The organism is Longibacter sp., from assembly GCF_051155795.1.
In the GTDB taxonomy this organism is placed as follows: Bacteria; Bacteroidota; Rhodothermia; order Rhodothermales; family Salinibacteraceae; genus Longibacter.
This window is the reverse complement of record NZ_DAXETW010000038.1, coordinates 1-16,476: the sequence shown is the minus strand read 5'-3', so window position 1 is coordinate 16,476 and position 16,476 is coordinate 1. Positions and strand designations below refer to the sequence as shown.

The 16,476-nt window shown below is 62.8% G+C and carries 10 protein-coding genes; 4 read left to right on the top strand and 6 right to left on the bottom strand.

What is annotated here, in order from left to right:
• Positions 1 to 66: 66 nt before the first annotated feature.
• The 3 genes from ACFCU0_RS05165 to ACFCU0_RS05155 all read right to left on the bottom strand — a co-directional run bounded on the left by ACFCU0_RS05165 (position 67) and on the right by ACFCU0_RS05155 (position 4,697).
• Positions 67 to 552, bottom strand: coding sequence for a hypothetical protein (locus ACFCU0_RS05165; RefSeq protein WP_434972599.1), 486 nt, complete (start codon positions 550 to 552; stop codon positions 67 to 69).
• 347 nt (positions 553 to 899) lie between these two features.
• Entirely contained in the window at positions 900 to 2,687 is a 1,788-nt protein-coding gene (locus ACFCU0_RS05160; protein WP_434972598.1) for a SulP family inorganic anion transporter, read from the bottom strand.
• Between the two features lie 231 nt (positions 2,688 to 2,918).
• Positions 2,919 to 4,697 carry an SLC13 family permease gene (locus ACFCU0_RS05155; RefSeq protein WP_434972597.1) on the bottom strand — a complete coding sequence of 593 codons (1,779 nt, stop codon included), beginning with the start codon at positions 4,695 to 4,697 and terminating at the stop codon, positions 2,919 to 2,921.
• 197 nt (positions 4,698 to 4,894) lie between these two features.
• On the opposite strand from ACFCU0_RS05155, the gene ACFCU0_RS05150 reads away from it, so the two are divergent.
• Both ACFCU0_RS05150 and ACFCU0_RS05145 read left to right on the top strand, forming a co-directional pair.
• A complete protein-coding gene (locus ACFCU0_RS05150) occupies positions 4,895 to 5,578 on the top strand; it encodes an NUDIX hydrolase (protein ID WP_434972596.1) in 684 nt (227 codons plus the stop codon).
• Positions 5,579 to 5,754: 176 nt separating this feature from the next.
• Positions 5,755 to 6,348, top strand: coding sequence for an OmpA/MotB family protein (locus ACFCU0_RS05145; RefSeq protein ID WP_434972595.1), 594 nt, complete (start codon positions 5,755 to 5,757; stop codon positions 6,346 to 6,348).
• Between the two features lie 274 nt (positions 6,349 to 6,622).
• On the opposite strand, the gene ACFCU0_RS05140 is transcribed toward ACFCU0_RS05145, so the two are convergent.
• From ACFCU0_RS05140 to rho, 3 genes are all read right to left on the bottom strand, one after another.
• Positions 6,623 to 7,372: a TIGR01548 family HAD-type hydrolase gene (locus ACFCU0_RS05140; RefSeq protein WP_434972594.1), complete on the bottom strand. Its 750-nt coding sequence runs from the start codon at positions 7,370 to 7,372 to the stop codon at positions 6,623 to 6,625.
• Positions 7,373 to 7,496: 124 nt separating this feature from the next.
• A complete protein-coding gene (locus tag ACFCU0_RS05135; protein WP_434972593.1) occupies positions 7,497 to 10,790 on the bottom strand; it encodes a S41 family peptidase in 3,294 nt (1,097 codons plus the stop codon).
• A 307-nt stretch (positions 10,791 to 11,097) separates the two neighbouring features.
• Positions 11,098 to 12,897 carry a transcription termination factor Rho gene (rho, locus tag ACFCU0_RS05130; RefSeq protein WP_434972592.1) on the bottom strand — a complete coding sequence of 600 codons (1,800 nt, stop codon included), beginning with the start codon at positions 12,895 to 12,897 and terminating at the stop codon, positions 11,098 to 11,100.
• An 842-nt stretch (positions 12,898 to 13,739) separates the two neighbouring features.
• On the opposite strand from rho, the gene recJ reads away from it, so the two are divergent.
• Positions 13,740 to 15,533, top strand: a complete 1,794-nt coding sequence (gene recJ, locus ACFCU0_RS05125) for a single-stranded-DNA-specific exonuclease RecJ (RefSeq protein WP_434972591.1) — start codon at positions 13,740 to 13,742, stop codon at positions 15,531 to 15,533.
• Between the two features lie 105 nt (positions 15,534 to 15,638).
• Entirely contained in the window at positions 15,639 to 16,469 is an 831-nt protein-coding gene (locus ACFCU0_RS05120) for a prohibitin family protein (protein WP_434972590.1), read from the top strand.
• The last annotated feature ends 7 nt before the right edge of the window (positions 16,470 to 16,476 follow it).

Below are 16,476 nucleotides of genomic sequence, written 5' to 3'. Positions count from 1 at the left end.
CGCAATCTCCTGAAGAAACGTTGCCCGGTAATTGCATGGCTTTGGGAAAGAACGGTGCAGTTCCGGTCAGTTTCCGGCCCCGACCGGCGACGCGTTCTCCGTCTCCTGCTCGGCCTCTTTCGGGTCGACGCGTTCCCAGACCTCCCGGAGTTTGTACGACCCGACGTCGCCGACGTGGATCCAGCGATTGCCTTCCACACGGGCTTCGAATCGCAGGCTCACGTCCTGAAAGCCCGGCGAGGAGTGGTACTCGATGTGCTCGACGTAGATGTTGCGGTCCGGGTGGTATTCGTATCGGCCGCCTCCGGCAAGGACCTCCTCCCCGTCCTTCGTCTCCCGGCCCCACGCGAAGTGGGTGGAGTTCAGGATTTTATAATTGGCGCCCCATTCCTCGCTGGTGTCAACCGTTGAGTCCGGGTAGACCCGCTCCTGCGAGATCATGCGCCAGGTGCCCTCGAGGTTATTCGACGGAAGCTGGGCCATGGCGTTGCCAACCGTCCAGACCAGTAGGGCAACGGAGAGATAGAGGGTACGTCGGGTCAAGGGGCTCATGGCGGGGTCGGGGCTCCGATTCGCGACATGGTGAAGGTCCTGTGAACGAATGTAGCGAGATTGGACACACTTTTCAAGTTTCTGTGAATGGCGTGGCCCGATTTTCATCGACGGCAGTGGCCTCGATCGTGTCGCGCTAGGCGCGGTCGGGCAAATGCGAGGGAGGATGCGGTGCCGAAGGGAGGGACGCGCTGCGGAGATGACGGTAAACACAGCGATGCTGAAAGGGACGCGGCGCGGCGAACGGCGATCGTACGAGCTTGAGATCCCTGCGTCACTGGTGGTTGGGGGCGAGCCTGCAGCGCGACCGCTCCGGCGCGTTACGCCGCAGGGTCCGATGCGGCCCGTCAGGAAGCGGCGGGCGTGGACGTTTTCCGCTCTTCATCCAGCGTTTCCAGGTAGCGCGCGATGCGCTCATCGTCGTCGTCGTAATCATCCTTGTCCCATCGACGGAGGATATCGATGACGGCCTCGTGCGGCTCCATGTGGAAATGTTCTTCCCCGATCACCGAGTGGAGGCCCGAGCGGCGCACGACCTCCCGGACCGGGCCGATGAGGCCGGTCAGGTGCAGCTCGATGCCCTGGTCTTCCAGGGTTTCGATGGTGACCTCCAGGGCCTCGATGGCCGTGGTGTCGAGGTCGTTGATACTGGTGCCGTCCACGACCACGGCCCGGATGCGTCGCCCCTCGCGCTCGCTCTTTTCCAGGATGAAGTCCTTGAAGTACTCGGCGTTGGCGAACGAGAAGGCGGCATCCACGCGCAGCACCATGATGTCTTTGATGCGCTGTGCGTTGTCGAACCGCTCGATGTCTCGGAAGAGACGCGTGCCGGGGACGTGGCCGAGCTCCGCTACGTTTGGGCGGCTGATGCGGTACAGCACCATCACGACGGAGGCGCCGATCCCGAGGAGGATGCCTTCCTGGATGCCGATGACCAGGGTGCAGATCGCGGTGAAGAGCGCGATGTAGCCGTCCCGCCGCCGGGCCTCGAAGAGTTCGCGCACTTCGCGCAGGTCGATCAGTCCGAACCCGGCGACCATGATGATGGCGGCAAGCGCCGGCACCGGCAGGAAGTAGAAGAGGCCGGTCAGTAGCAGCAGGGTGAGCGCGATGATGATCGCAGCGAAAATATTGGCTGCGGGGGTGCGTGCGCCCGCCTGGTCGTTGACCGCCGAGCGCGAGAAACTGCCGGAGGCGGGGATGCCCTGCGCGAAGCTTCCCAGCAAGTTGGCCGTTCCCATGGCCAGAAGCTCCTGGTTGGCGTCGATCGTGTAGCGGTGGCGCCGGGCGAAGACGCGGCCCAGCGAAATGTTTTTCATGAACTGAACGAGCGCCAGCGTGAGTGCGGCGGGGAAGAGCGATCGCCAGTCAGACGGGGACAGGCTTGGAATATCCAGGTGAGGCAGCCCTGTCGGGATGGAGCCGACCACCTCGACCCCTTCTACGTCGAACCCGAAGCCGTAGCTGAGGGCGGTGGCGACGACGACCACGACGAGCGCTTCCGGGATCAGCGGCTGGATGCGGGGCAACGCCACCAGAACGGCGATGCAGCCGACGCCGATGGCGAGGGAGAGGACGTGGACCTCGCTGAGGTTCTGCGCCGCATCGATGAGGAGCCGGTGGATGTACTGCGAGTTGGCCAGGTCGATGCCGAGAAGGTTGCCGAGCTGGCTGAAGCCGATGATGAGCGCGGCCGCGGTCGTGAGCCCGGTGATGACGGGCCGGGACAGGAGGTTGGCTACGAAGCCGAGCTTTGCCGCCCCCATCCCGATCTGGATCAGACCCACCATGGCGGCGAGGAGGATCGCCAGCACGACGTATTCGTCGCTCCCCATGGCTGCAACGGGTGCGACCCCGGCCGCGACGATGAGCATATCGATGGCTGTTGGCCCCATCGCCAGCTGGCGGGAGGACGCCAGGATCGGGTACGCAAGCGTCGGGACGAGGGCCGCGTACAACCCGTAGATGGGCGGCAGCCCCGCAATCACGGCGTAGGCCATCCCCTGGGGGATCAGCATGACACCGACCGTTAGCCCGGCCACCATGTCTGCGCGAGCGGTATCTACATCGTAGGTCCGCACCCACGATGAGGAGGAGAATGTATAGCGGATCCAGGCGGCGATCCGGTTCCGCATGAGTCCAGGTGCGCAGTGAGCGAAAAGAGTCGGACGGGGGGTACGACCCGGCAGCATCAAGATGGGCATCAGGCACGCGATGCGCAAAGAGCCTGCCGGAGCAGACGGCAGGATCGGCTCACCCGTCGCGCTGTCCGCCGCCGATGCGTCACCTGCGCCTAAGGTCCGGTGATACGCATTTCATTCCGGTCGGTACCAATGTCAAGTGAAGGCAGACAGGAACGCTGGGCATCAAAACGGCCAGATCCAAGGGATCAAGAACGTCGCCATCACCCAGAGAATGAGGTTCAGCGGGGTTCCGACTTTAGTGAAGTCCGTGAATTTGTATTGTCCGGGTCCATAGATCATCGTGTTGGTCTGGTAGCCGACGGGCGTCATGAAGCTGAGTGACGCCGCGAAGGTGATGGCCATCAGGAGCGGACGACTGTCGATGCCGAGCGTAGCGGCGGTCTGTAGGGCGATGGGTGCGAGCAGTGCAGCCGTGGCCTGATTCGAGATGATGTTCGTCAGCATCATCGACAGGAAGAAGAAGCCCGAGAGCACGGCCGTCGGCCCGATGGGGCCGAGCACATCGATGAGGGTGGAAGACAGAATGCCGGCCGCGCCGGTGTTTTCCATGGCCGTGCCGAGCGGGATGACGCCGGCGAGGAGGAAGATGATCTTCCAGTTGATCGCCTGGTACGCTTCCTCCGTGGACAGGCAGCCCGTCAGCACCATGGCAACGCACCCGGCGACCGCACTCACGACGATCGGGATGATGTCGAAGGCGGCGAGGAGCACCACCGCGACGAGGATGCCGATGGCAATCGGCGTGCGGCTTTCCCTGTACGGTTGCACGTCCACCTCCGTCGCAAGGACGAACGACGGATCACGCTCGATGTCGGATGCGCGCTCCTCGTCGATATTCAGCAGGACGGAATCGCCGCCCGAGAGGCGCACTTCCTCCAGTTGCTCCTGTTGCAGGCTGCCGTGGCGCCGAATGGCGAGGGGGACGGCACCAAAGCGCTCGGGGAAGTCCACGGCTCCGATGCTCTCCGATTCGAGCGCGGAGTCCGGGGCTGCAACCGCCTCGACGAGCTTGTCCGGTCCGCCCTCCAGGTCGACGTCGTACCAGTCGCGCGCCGGCCGAAGGGCGATATCTTCGCGTTCGAGTAGCTTCTCGATCTCCTCGACGCCGCCCCGGATCCGGAGTACGTTGCCCGCTTCGAGCGGGGCCTCCCGGTCGCGCTGCACGGGTTCGTGCGGGCCTCGGAAAACCTGCAGGATGTCGAGATCGAGGTCTTCGGTTAGCGCGGACTCTTCGACGGTTTCGCCGACGTGCGGGCTTTCCTCGGTCAGAACCACATCCGTCAGGTATTCCTGCATCTCGTAGTCGGATGTAAGGTCTTTCCCCGTCCGTCGCGCGGGAATCATCGGGATGCCGACGAAAAACGTATAGATGCCGCCGACAACCGCGAAGATGAGCCCGAGGGCGGTGAACTCGAACATGCCGAACGGTTCGGCGCCGTGCGACTCCGCGATCGAACTGACGAGGATGTTCGTGGAGGTGCCGATCAGCGTGCAGACGCCGCCGAACATCGACGCAAAAGAGAGTGGCATGAGCAGCTTCGAGGCGCTCACGCCGAGGTGATTCGAGAGCCCGATGACCACTGGGATGAAGATGGCAACGGCCGCCGTGTTGTTGATGAAGGCGGAGACGACAGCGATGACGACCATCATGAAGCCCACGGTCATCGAAAAATTACCCCCGCCGACATCGGCAAACAGGCTGCTCAGGTAGCGCAGCACGCCTGTTCGTCGCAGGCCCTCGCTCAGGACAAACATCGCCCCGATGGTGACCGTGGCGGCATTGCTGAAGCCCGACAGACCTTCTTCCGGCGTCACGATTCCCGTCAGCATCAGCGACGATAGAATGATGACGGCGGTAACGTCGAAGGAGACGCGATCGGACACGAACAGCACCATCGCCACGACGAGCAGGGCGAATACGATGATGGTCTCGATCGACATGGACAGTTGGAGCGTGAGAATCAACCAGGCAGGAGAGGAAAAAACTATTTCCTACGAAAAGAGTCGGTTCCCGAAGTTACATCGTTCTTCCATAACAGGGGGCACATCCCACAGTGTGTGCCAGCAGAACGAACTATTATCCGGCGGCACCAGTAGCGTAGGTCGCGCCGCTCGTTCGCTCACCTGTCTTCTTAGCCATGCTGCTTTTCGCCCCGTCGGCACCGTATCGGGAGGACCTGGACACCGTCTGCCGGGAGGGACTGCGCGCTTCGGAGGGGGATGACCTGACTCTCTTTCTGGCGCTGGACGACGTCCCGAGAGGGGCAGATCGCGTGTATGTGGTCGATACGTCGCGCATGGACCATCCGCCCAAGCGGGCCACCGGTCGGACCATCAAGACGGATGCAGTGCCGCCCGGAGCCATACGGAATGTGGATCCGTACCGCGCACCCGGCATCGTACGGGCCGGCGGCGGGTACGTCATCCGCTCCGTAGACGGCGAACCGGTCCTTCTTCTGATTCATCGCCGCGGCGTCTGGGATTTACCTAAAGGCAAGCTTGACCCCGGCGAGACGATCGAGGCGTGTGCCGTTCGCGAGGTTCAGGAGGAGGTCGGCATCGATGATCTGACGATCCGCCATCCCCTGGGGACGACCCATCACGCGTATCCGAACGGCGATGCCTTCGACGTCAAGATCACGAACTGGTACCTGATGCAGACGCCGGAGCGATCGTTTGAGCCGGAGCGGCGGGAGGGGATCCACCGTGTGGCCTGGGCGCGGTGGCCCGTTGCTCGCCGGCACATCGGGTACGACACGCTGAAGCGGCACATGGACCGGGTGGAGGGGACGATTCGCGGCGTCCTGGCCGGGGATGCTTGACCCGCGCGATAGACACGCGCTGCCACGCCATCGGGTAGACCGTGCGGCCGGGAGCATGCAGATGCACCTCTGACACTGGCATCCGTCAGAGATCTCCAGTAGATTCGCAGTGATCCGGCCTGACCATGCCGCCGGCTTTGAACTCGGTTCTCCGATCTTACATCACGTTTTTCTGCATGCGCGCTTCCACCATCCGCTCCATCCTGTTGCTCGGTTTCGCCGGGATTCTCTCTGTCTCTCTCGCTGCCTGCGGAAGCAATGAGGTGTCGTCGCTGCGGGCGCACGTCGACTCGCTGACGACCGTCAACGACGATCTGGAAACGACGGTTGAGCGTTTGCGGGATTCGATTCGCGCCGGCGTCGAGCGGCCGCCCGGCGAACGCGGGACCACGCTGGAGCCGTTCGTCTACTTCCCGTCCGGCAGTGCTTGGCTGACGGATCGAGGCAAGCGCGCGATGGACGAGCTGGCGCAGACGATTAACCAGCAGTATGACGGACGGGCGTTTCGCATCAAGGGCTACACCGACAACGTGCCGATCGGAGACAGCCTGCGACGAATTTACCCGAGCAACTGGTACCTTTCCGCACAACGCGCTGCGGCGGTCGCCCACTACCTGAACACGGAGCACGGCATCCAGACGCCTACGCTGGAGATCGGAGCGTACGGTCCGCAGGTGCCCGTGGCGAGCAACGAAACCCGTGAGGGGCGGGAGCGCAACCGACGCGTGGAGATCGTCGTGGACGAGCCCCGCCCGGATCCGGGGTTTTAGCGGTTTGGAAAAACGTTCAGGGTTCAAGGTTCAGAGTTCAGCGTTTTGGGTTCCGGGGGTCGGGTTCTGGGTTCCAGGTTTCTGGCTGATGCGATTCGGGCCACGGCGTTCGAGGCCCCCGCTGAACATCCTCAATCCCCAATCCTCTAACGCATCCCGCCCCAACGCCTCAACGCCCCAACGCATTAACGCATAAACACTAAAACGACAACCCCGGGCCGAGGAGGCCAGGATTGCCGTTTGGGTACAACTACAATGTACGGCCGTATTGCGGTCAGGCGTGAGAGTGCGCGGCGAGGGCTTCGCCGAAGCGGTTGAAGAGGTCGGGCAACTCGTTGGGATCCTGCAGAACGAGGTGCGCGCCACGTTCGCGGAGAAGCGGGGCGTGTTCGTCTTCATCGACGTACGGCGGTACAATGCCGACGGCCCACATACCGGCCTTCCGCGCGGACTCCATGTCGTCGACCGAGTCGCCGATGTAGACGGACTCCTTTGGCGAGACGTCCCGTCCGGCGGCGGCGAGGATCGTCAGGGAGTGATTGAGCGGGAACGGATGGGGCTTCGGCCGCTCCCCCTGCTTTTCCTTCCCGACCAGGAGGGGGAAGTACTTCTTCCAGCCAAAGTGGTCGAGTGTCCACTCGGCTTCTTCTTCCGGGCGACCGGTGACGATCCCCATAATGCGTTCCTCCGTGTTCAGTGCCTGGAGTGAGGCTTCGGAGATCAGCGGCGTCTCTTCGGTGATAACGCCATCCCAGTTTTCCCCGCGATAGCGGTTCTGAAACTCCTCGATCACCCGACTGAGCGGCACCTCCATAGCCGTGTCGGTGATGATCGCGTGCGTCAGCTTCCAGTCGTCGTTGAAGCCGCCGTAGTTCTTGTATCGCTGCACCGTGTTGGCCCCGATCTTTCGTCCGGTGAAATGCTCGACCGTCTCCTCGATGGCGCGTCGATACGAGCGGGAGACGTCGACGAGGACGCCGTCCATGTCGAACAAGATGGCAGACAGCTTGACGTTCTGGGACATGCCGGGACAAAGAAGTTAGGTTGCAATATGCACTTAAGACCAATCGTTTACCACACGGATGCAGCCGTACGGTTCCCTCCACCGGAGATGATCCCAGGGAGGGATTTGGCCCGGTGGGGGTCGGCTAGCGACCGGAGCGGTCCGTCTCCGCGTCGCGGCGGTCTGGAGCGCTGGAGGCCTGTTCGCCATCGATCCCGCGTAACAGCTCCTCGACGGTTCGCCGCAGCTGTGCATCCGTCCCCTTCGCCCGATGGTCAGGGGCATTTTCAACCGTGACATCCGGGGTGGCGGGCGTTCCTTCCATATTGGCGTTCGTTTCGTAGACCCACCATCCGCGGAACGGAAGCCGGACGAACGAGCCGTCGATCAGGCGGACGCCGCCCGTGGAGATGACCGCGCCGAAGGTCGGCGTACCGACGAGCGGCCCAAGGTCGAACTGCTTGAACGCATGGGAGAATATCTCCGCGTTCGAGTAGCTGTTCTGATTGCAGAGCGCGGCCACCGGCTTCGTCCAGGCGGCGTAGGGCAGGCGTTCACCGAACGGGTAGTGCTCGCGGAACTGCTCGTGGTTCTGAATGTCGTTGACTGCGCCGCGCGGAACGGTGTAGGCGTGCCGTCGAACCGTCAGCACCGTCATGAGGTAGTCCGTCGTCCAGCCGCCGCCGTTGAAGCGGACGTCGATCAGCAGCCCCTCCTTGTCGCCTGCGCTGGCGACGAGCTCCCGTTCGAAGCGTTCGAAGCTCTCCCAATTCATCCCCTCGATGTGGATGTAGCCGAGACGCCCGTTGGAGTACTCTTCCGTGAGGGCGCGGCGGTCTTCGACCCACTCCCGGTAGAGCTGATCGTCGAGGTCGTCGGTCGGACGGATCCGGACAGTGCGCTCGTCCCCATCGGCGTCCTGCACCCGGAGCAGGGTTCGCTCTCCCGCCGTGCCTTCCAGAAGGGCGTAAAGGTTGCCGGTCTCTGCTACGGAGGTGCCATTCACCGACAAGATGATGTCGCCCTCGCGGAGGCGGCTGATGGACCGGGCCGCCGGGCTGCGTGGCACAACGCGGACGACCCGTGCGCCGGCATCGACCGGGTCAATCTCCACGCCGAGCAGCCCGGTCTCCACACCGTCGTTGCCGAACTGAGCCGCCGGGTAGAAGCCCATGTGGCTGGCGTTCACCTCACCGAGCATGAGATTCATGATCGTGGCCAGGTCGCGCGTGGTGGAGGCACGTCGGACCCATGGGCGATACTTGTCTTTCAGCCGGGTCCAGTCTACCCCATGGTGCTCCGGGTCGTAAAAGCCGTTTTGGATCGATCGCCAGGCCTCTTCGAAGATCTGCATGCGCTCCGCGCTGCGATCCACCGTCATGTGCGCGGCAAACGGGAGCGACTCTACGTCCGAGCCGTTTTCGGCGAGCCGGGCCAGGTGCCCCCCACGCTGTCGGAAGAAGAGCGTAGACTTCTTCGGTCCGAGGACGACATCGGACGGGGAAATGCCGCCCTGCGAAATCTGCGACCGTTCGGAGCCGTCCCACTGGACCTTGAAAAGGTCGGGAGACTCATCGAACGTCGTGGTGCGTCCCCCTTCGCCCGCGACGAAGTAAAACGTCTGGCCGTCCTTGGCGATCACGGGAGAATCTTCGTTCCCGGGCATCGCGGTCACGCGAACGAGTCGTTCGTGGATGTCCTCGAGGTCGATGTCGACTGATATGGTCTCCTCTTCCTCCCCGTCCGTGTCGTCGTCTTCGTTCGCTTCCTGAATTTCTTCCCAGTCGCGCTTGGTGCGTTCGAAGTCGGCTTCGCGCAGCCAGGCAAACCAGATGTCCGTGTCATTGCCGCTTCGCTCGGACACGAATCCCAGTTTCGACCCGTCGGGGCTCCACACGGGATGCCCGTCCGATCGCGGATGCTGGCTGACGTTGACCGGCTCCCCCTCGCCGTCTGCGGGCAGGATGAAAACCTCTTCATTGAAATCGAGGTCGTCTTGCGAGTAGGCGATCCACTCACCGTCCGGGCTGAAGGTGACGTCCTGCGGGGCGGCCCATCCGTCTATCAGCACCGTTTGATCGTCCAGACCGTTCTCCGTCAGCATGGCCGAAACGAGCGTTCCCTGGCCACGCACGAAAAGCACACGGGACCGGTCCGGGGAAAGTACGAGGTGGCGCTCATCTACATCGCTCGACGTGAGCCGTTCGATGGACAGGTCCAGGCTTTCAAAAAGCGTCTCGGCCTCATCGTCGGTCGAGGTGAGGCGGTAGACGTCGTACTGCCCCTCCCGGTCGCTCGTGAAAAGAACCGTTTCCTCGTCGATCCAGATCACGTCACGGTCGCGATTGGCGTGGCGCGTGAGCCGATTCGACTCTGGCTCATCCGTGTCGACTTCCGTGACGAAAATCTCGCCCCGAACGACGTAGGCGATTTGGGAGGCATCCGGGGATACCGCAAATTCGCGGGCACGCTCTGATATCGTCGTCCGCTCGACCGGGACGGTCCGTGCATCCCGCGGAACGTCTACGGTTAGAATGCTCGGCGTTCCACCGTCGAGCGCGAGTGTGTAGATGTCGGTCTCACGCTCAAAGGCTGCCAGGCGCCCGTCGGCGCTGACCGAAAGGGTGCGGACGCCGTCGCCGTCAAACTCCGTGATTTGCTCCGGGTCGCCGTTCGTCGAACCGTTCTCTGCCAGTGCGAGGCGGTACAGATTGCGGGTGCCGTCCCGGTCGCTAATGAAGTACAGCGTGCGTTCGTTGCCCCAGGCCGCGGCGTAGTCGTTTCCGTCGTAGCGCGTGATCTGCCGGTAGGTCTCGGCCTCGGTGTCGTAGATCCAGAGGTCCCGGTTGGCCGGCCCCTGGTAGTCGCTCCGCGTCGTTCGGTTGCTCCCGCGTTCCATGACGATGAAGCGGCCATCCGGCGACTCACGTGCTCCGTCGCCCAACGCGTCCAGAAGGCGATCCGGCATGCCGCCGTCCATCGGTACGTGGTAGACCTCGCTTTCCCGCTCTACCTGCACGTACGTGCGCTCCGTATTGAACAGAATGCGCTCGTCCGCGGTGATATCGGTGACCACGTCATCGGTGGAGTGGTAGGTCAGCCGTTGCGGGGCGTTGCCGTCGGCCGTCATCACGAACACATCGTCGTTGCCGTGCCGGTCACTGGTAAAGGCGATGTGGGTGCCGGCGTCGTTCCAGCGAGGATGCCCTTCGTAGCCTTCGTGCACGGTCAGGCGGAACGCGCGGCCGCCCTCGGATGGCACCGTCCAGATGTCGCCCTGATACGAAAACGCGACGGTTGAACCGTCGGGTGAAAGCGCTGCGTGACGAAGGAAGGGGCGATCAGAAGTGGGCGACGAGGCCGGGGTCTGAGCAATGGCCGGAATCGACAGGGCGAGCACGATCAGCCCGGCGGAGAGAGCAGAAAAAAGACGGGACATACAGACGACAAGCGAGGTGAGAGGGGTGGCTCCGAGTCAGGCACTCCGTTTATACATACGACGTTCCGCCTGCGAACCCGTCGTGTCGTCATCGGCAGGATCGTGCATTAACTGGAACCGGCCCGGTGGCGCCATTCCGGACGTACCTGCGTGTCGTTCCCTGCCATACCCCCCCTCCACAGGGAGTCAGATACTGGCCTCGTTCATTTGGCTCGGATCCGGTCGGGGGAACGCGTCACGCTGCCGGCGACAGGTATGGATACGGATGTACGAACGCGTACGGGCGACGCTCCCGCACATGCATTGCTTACGAATTCATCGTGGCGAGGAAGTCGTCGTTGTCCTCGGTGCTCTCCATCTTATCGAGCAAGAATTGCATCGCCTCGATGGCATCCATATCCGCGAGAATCTTCCGGAGTACCCAGATCCGCTTCATCTGCGGTTTGGAAATCAGGAGCTCCTCCCGTCGGGTGCCGGACTTGATGAGGTCGATGGCCGGATAGATGCGCCGGTCGGCCATGGTTCGGTTTAGCACCAGTTCCATGTTGCCGGTGCCCTTAAATTCCTCAAAGATGACTTCGTCCATCTTGCTCCCCGTGTCGATCAGGGCCGTACCGATGACGGTCAGGGAGCCACCTTCCTCCACATTTCGCGCCGCGCCGAAGAACTGCTTGGGTCCGCGCAGTGCACCGGCCTCGACACCGCCGGAGAGCGTCCGGCCCTTGCTCGGTACGACCGCGTTATGGGCCCGGGCGAGGCGGGGGATGGAGTCGAGCAGAATGATGACATCCTGGCCGGATTCAACCAGACGCTTGGCTTTCATCATCACCGTTTCGGCGATCTCTACGTGCTCCTCGGCGTCCGAGTCGAACGTGGACGCGATGACCTCCCCGTCGACGTGGCGGTCCATGTCGGTCACTTCCTCCGGCCGCTCATCGACGAGCAGCATGATAAGGTGAGCGGCCGGGTGGTTGGCGGTGACGCCGGCCGCGATCTTCTGGAGGAGGACCGTCTTACCGGCTTTCGGAGGAGCCACAATCAGGCCACGCTGGCCCATACCGATCGGGGCGAACAGGTCGATAATGCGCTGCCCGTACTCGGTTGCGCCGGTTTCCAGCGTCAGGCGCTTGTTCGGGAAAATGGGGGTCAGATAGTCGAACTCGCGGCGCTCTTCGAGTTCGCCCGGCTTGCACCCGTTCACGGTGTGCACCTGAATGAGGGCAAAGTACTTCTCGCCTTCCTTGGGCGGGCGTACTTGCCCGAAGACCGTGTCCCCATCCTGCAGGCCGAACCTCTTGATCTGCGACGGGGAGACGTAGATGTCGTCCGGGCTGGACTCGAAGTTGTACTCGTCGGACCGGAGAAAGCCGTAGCCGTCGGGAAGAACCTCCAGCAGGCCGACCTTTTCGATCATGCCGCGGAGTTCGGTGTCTTCGGCGTCGTACTCGGCCATGTACTCGGGCCGATCCGCATAAATCGAGTTCTGCTTGCCCGTAGAATGATTCTTCGAGCCGTTGCCTCGGGAGCGCCCGGAGGACTGCTTCTTCGAACCATTCCGCTGCTTCGAGCCATTGCCCTCCTTCTTCCCCGTCTGTTCGGAGCCCTGTTGCTCGGACTCCTGTTGCTCGGACCCCTTCGGTTTGGACTCCTTCGATTTGGACTCCGTCGGCTGCGATGCCTTTTGCGATGATTCCTGCCTTTTCGAACCACGGGACTGGTTTCCGCCTGACTGCTGCTTTCGCCGGCGGGACGAGGCGTCGTGGGACGAACGCCCGTCTTTCTGTCCGGACTGTCGGCTCTGTTTGGAGCCGGAGCTTTTCCGGGGCGCATCGGATGATGACTCCGACCGGCGATTTCCACGACCCGAGGAGGACCCCCCCGTTCCGGAGCCGTTCCCGGAGCGGGTTGAGGACGCGTCCTTCGTTTGGGACGCTCCGTTTGTGGAGCCGTTGCGGGACCCGGACCGCGCAGCGTCTTCTGCCTGCGCCTCCAGAATTCGGTAGATCAGGTCTTGCTTGCGGAGCTTGCTGAACCCACGGAGATCGAGCTCACGGGCAATATCGCGGAGCTCGTCGAGCTTCTTTTCTTGAAGCGTGGAGATTTTCATTCGAATCGATAAAATCGAGGTTTGGGCGTGCCGATATCTGGCAGCGAACGGGGCGACGCAACAGCAACCATGCGTCGAACGACAATGGGGCGAGGCCGGTGACGGACCGGCCGTGCGGCCACGCAGAATCGCATGAAATCATGTCAACGGAAGCGCGCACCACCGGGCCGTTTTGCTCATCGATGCGCGGTCGTGGATCTGCGGCCCGGCGGGTCGTGCCACACTGCAACCGGGGGGAAGAAGGACGCGAAAGACGGAGAATCGAACGGAATCAATACCAGTCGCGGCCACTTCCTCGCCAGAATGTAAGAGACCGAACCGGTTCGGGACCGACGAAACGAGAACGCCGCCTGAGCCTACAGGACGTCACGTGGGACGGGGCAATCGACAATATTATGCGTTCGGGGCGAGTGACGCGCTCCACGGTGTTGCGGATCGAGCACATCGGCCCGAATCGCGGGGAGCCCCTTCACGGTTGACGCAAGGTGATTCCAGCGTGCGAAAGAGACGCACGACGCGTAATGTCAAAGGAATGAAGACTAGAGCAAGGGATGTGCCGAGTGCATCCGGTTGGTGAGCGTTTCATCCGGGACGGTCTGAGGGACTCCTCCGCCTGCTCACCGCTTGCGCCGATTAGGCGACGAAATTACCATACGTACAACAATATACACTTTGAGCTGCTTGTTCGGTTTCGCCGCCCGTCCAGTCCCATATCGTATTCAGATAGAATCCCAACGATGGGTTATGATCCCGGTCCGGGTGTGTCTTAGATATAAGGGTGGGTCGGGTTCATCTCCCGATTTCGCTTCCGCCGTTGCACGTTCCCCTTCGTACCCGTTTCTATGACGTATCGCTGGATACTTCGCTCCCTTGATGACGCGGCTGTTGTCTCCGTTCTGCAGGAGGAGCTGAATGGGCTGCCGGAGGCACTGGCGCGCGCACTGGCTCTTCGGAACGTGTCTTCGTTCGAGGAAGCGCGACATTTCTTCCGTGCGGATCGGGACGCGCTTCACGACCCTTTCCTGATGAAAGACATGGACGTAGCCGCGGATCGCGTGTCGGAGGCCGTTGAGCAGGGCGAGACAGTGCTGGTTTACGGGGACTACGACGTGGACGGGACGACGGCGTCGGCCCTGATGGCGGATTTTCTGCGTTCGCAGGGCGTGGACGCGCACGTGTTCATCCCGGATCGCTACGAAGACGGCTATGGTCTCGGGTCGCGCGGGTTGGAAGGGGCCCGGGACCTCGGTGCGGGGCTCGTCATCGCCCTGGATTGCGGCATAACGGCGATGGATGAGGCCGCCTACGCGCACAAACTGGGCCTGGATCTCATCATCTGCGATCATCATACGCCGAAGGCGAAGCTCCCGGAAGCGGTCGCCGTGCTCGATCCAAAGCGGACCGACTGCGAGTACCCCTTTAAGGAGCTCTCCGGCTGCGGCGTTGGGTTTAAGCTTGTGCAGGCGACGCTCGAGCGGCTCGGGCAGTCCCCGGACGCCGCGTTCGGCTACCTGGACCTGCTCGCGGTCTCCACGGCCAGCGACATCGTCCCTCTATACGGGGAGAATCGGGTGCTCATGGCCGAAGGCCTCCGCGTTCTGCAGGAGAAAGAGCAGGTGCGTCCGGGCCTACGGGCCATGGCGGAAACCGCCGATCTCGACTTGGCAGACGTCACATCGACCGGCAAAATCGTCTTCACCATCGGGCCGCGGATCAACGCAGCCGGTCGCATGGCGCAGGCCGACCTGGCCGTCGACCTGCTGCTGGCCCCGGACGTCGACACCGCGCTGCCGATGGCCCGCGAGTTGGAAGAATTGAACCGTGAGCGGCGCGAGATCAACGACCAGATTGAGCAGGAGGCTATCCAGAAGGCCGAGCGCCATATCACGTCCCGGACGCCGCATGGCCTTGTTCTCTACAAGCCGGATTGGCACCTCGGAATCATCGGCATCGTCGCATCCAGCGTGGTCGAACACTTCCATAAGCCGGCGATCCTTCTCGCGCGCAACGGCGACGAGGTGAAGGGGTCCGCACGCTCCATCTCCGGCGTCAACGTGTACGACGCGCTGTCGGACTGCGAGGACGTCCTGACGCAGTTCGGCGGGCACGACTACGCGGCCGGGATGTCGCTTCCGGAGGATCGCGTCGACGCTTTCCGCGACGCGTTCGATGAAGCGGTGGGTCGTCGGATCACGGCCGAGATGCTGACGCCGGCGATCAAGGTCGACGCGTCCATGCCACTGGAGATCCTCGGCGCCCACGAGGATCGATTCTGGGCGGTTCTTCGGCAGTTCGGTCCCCACGGGCCGGCGAACGCTACGCCGGTCTTTCATTCTGACAACCTCGCGGTGGACGGCAAACCCCGTACGGTCGGGCGCGACGGCAACCACTTGAAGTTTCAGGTGCGCGATGCAGCATCGGACGGGGGCCGGAGCTACGACGTCATCGGGTTTGGCATGGGCAACAAACTCAACGTCGTCCGCGAGGGCTTCGACCATAACTGGCCGATCGAGCTGTTGTATTCGGTGGAGGAAAATACCTGGAATGGCCGGACGACGCTGCAACTGAAGTGCCGCGACGTGCGCCTGCAGCACAAAAGCGATGGGCTCCAGCGTGGGGAAGGTGTGAAGGGGTGAAGGTGTGAAGCTTTGGATGTGTGACGGGGCTGGGCGCGAACGCCCACGTCAATCGGGACGTAGCAGAACCGGTTCGCTTTCTATCCTCTCTCCCACGTTTGCATCATGGCCAGCTATCCGAATCTCACACGAGCCCTCCGCATCGGGGGCGCCGCCTTTGGGCTCCTTCTCTTCGCCATCCTGATCCCAGGATGCATGTCCACGACAGTCGAGAGCGGTGAGGCGGCGGTGAAGTACAGCGTGTTCGGCGGGACGAACCTCGACGACACGGTCGGCGAAGGCATCCAGGTGCACGCGCCCTGGGTCGACATCATCCGCTACGACGTCCGTGTGCAGGAGCAACTTGAGGAGATCACCGCGCTCTCGTCGAACGGCCTGTCGATCGGGATGGACGTGTCGGTACGCTGGAAGCCGGATCCGACGAAGCTTCCCCAGCTCCATACGACGTACGGTACGGACTACTACAAGAAGCTCGTCCAGCCGGAGCTGCGGAGTGCGGCCCGCGAGGTCGTTGGCCTTTTTACCCCGGAGGAGCTGTATTCAAGCAAGCGCGAAGAGCTTCAGACGGAGATGATCACCCGCGTCAGTCAGGGTGTGGAAACGGAGTTCGTGACGGTCGAGGCCGTGCTGATCCGGGACGTGCGTCTCCCCAAGCAGATCCAAAATGCGATCGAGAACAAGCTGCAGGAGGAGCAGGAGGCGCAACGCTACGAGTTCACGCTGCAGAAAGAGAAGCTGGAGGCCGAGCGGAAGCGCATCGAGGCGGAAGGGGAAGCCGAGTACCAGCGGATCATCACGGAGAGCCTATCCCCGTCCTTCCTCCGCTTCAAGGGCATCGAAGCGACGCGGGAACTGGCGCAGTCGAACAACTCGAAGGTCGTCGTCGTGGGCGGCAGCGAATCCGGCGGGCTTCCGCTCATCCTCGGGGGGCAGTAGCGGGGGC

What these genes read in the sequence shown, in the direction of transcription:
- rho (WP_434972592.1), bottom strand. Translation starts at nt 12,897, where the DNA reads ATGAAAATCTCCACGCTTCAAGAAAAGAAGCTCGACGAGCTCCGCGAT.
- ACFCU0_RS05140 (WP_434972594.1), bottom strand. Translation starts at nt 7,372, where the DNA reads ATGTCCCAGAACGTCAAGCTGTCTGCCATCTTGTTCGACATGGACGGC.
- ACFCU0_RS05120 (WP_434972590.1), top strand. Translation starts at nt 15,639, where the DNA reads ATGGCCAGCTATCCGAATCTCACACGAGCCCTCCGCATCGGGGGCGCC.
- ACFCU0_RS05150 (WP_434972596.1), top strand. Translation starts at nt 4,895, where the DNA reads ATGCTGCTTTTCGCCCCGTCGGCACCGTATCGGGAGGACCTGGACACC.
- ACFCU0_RS05160 (WP_434972598.1), bottom strand. Translation starts at nt 2,687, where the DNA reads ATGCGGAACCGGATCGCCGCCTGGATCCGCTATACATTCTCCTCCTCA.
- ACFCU0_RS05155 (WP_434972597.1), bottom strand. Translation starts at nt 4,697, where the DNA reads ATGTCGATCGAGACCATCATCGTATTCGCCCTGCTCGTCGTGGCGATG.
- ACFCU0_RS05135 (WP_434972593.1), bottom strand. Translation starts at nt 10,790, where the DNA reads ATGTCCCGTCTTTTTTCTGCTCTCTCCGCCGGGCTGATCGTGCTCGCC.
- ACFCU0_RS05145 (WP_434972595.1), top strand. Translation starts at nt 5,755, where the DNA reads ATGCGCGCTTCCACCATCCGCTCCATCCTGTTGCTCGGTTTCGCCGGG.
- recJ (WP_434972591.1), top strand. Translation starts at nt 13,740, where the DNA reads ATGACGTATCGCTGGATACTTCGCTCCCTTGATGACGCGGCTGTTGTC.
- ACFCU0_RS05165 (WP_434972599.1), bottom strand. Translation starts at nt 552, where the DNA reads ATGAGCCCCTTGACCCGACGTACCCTCTATCTCTCCGTTGCCCTACTG.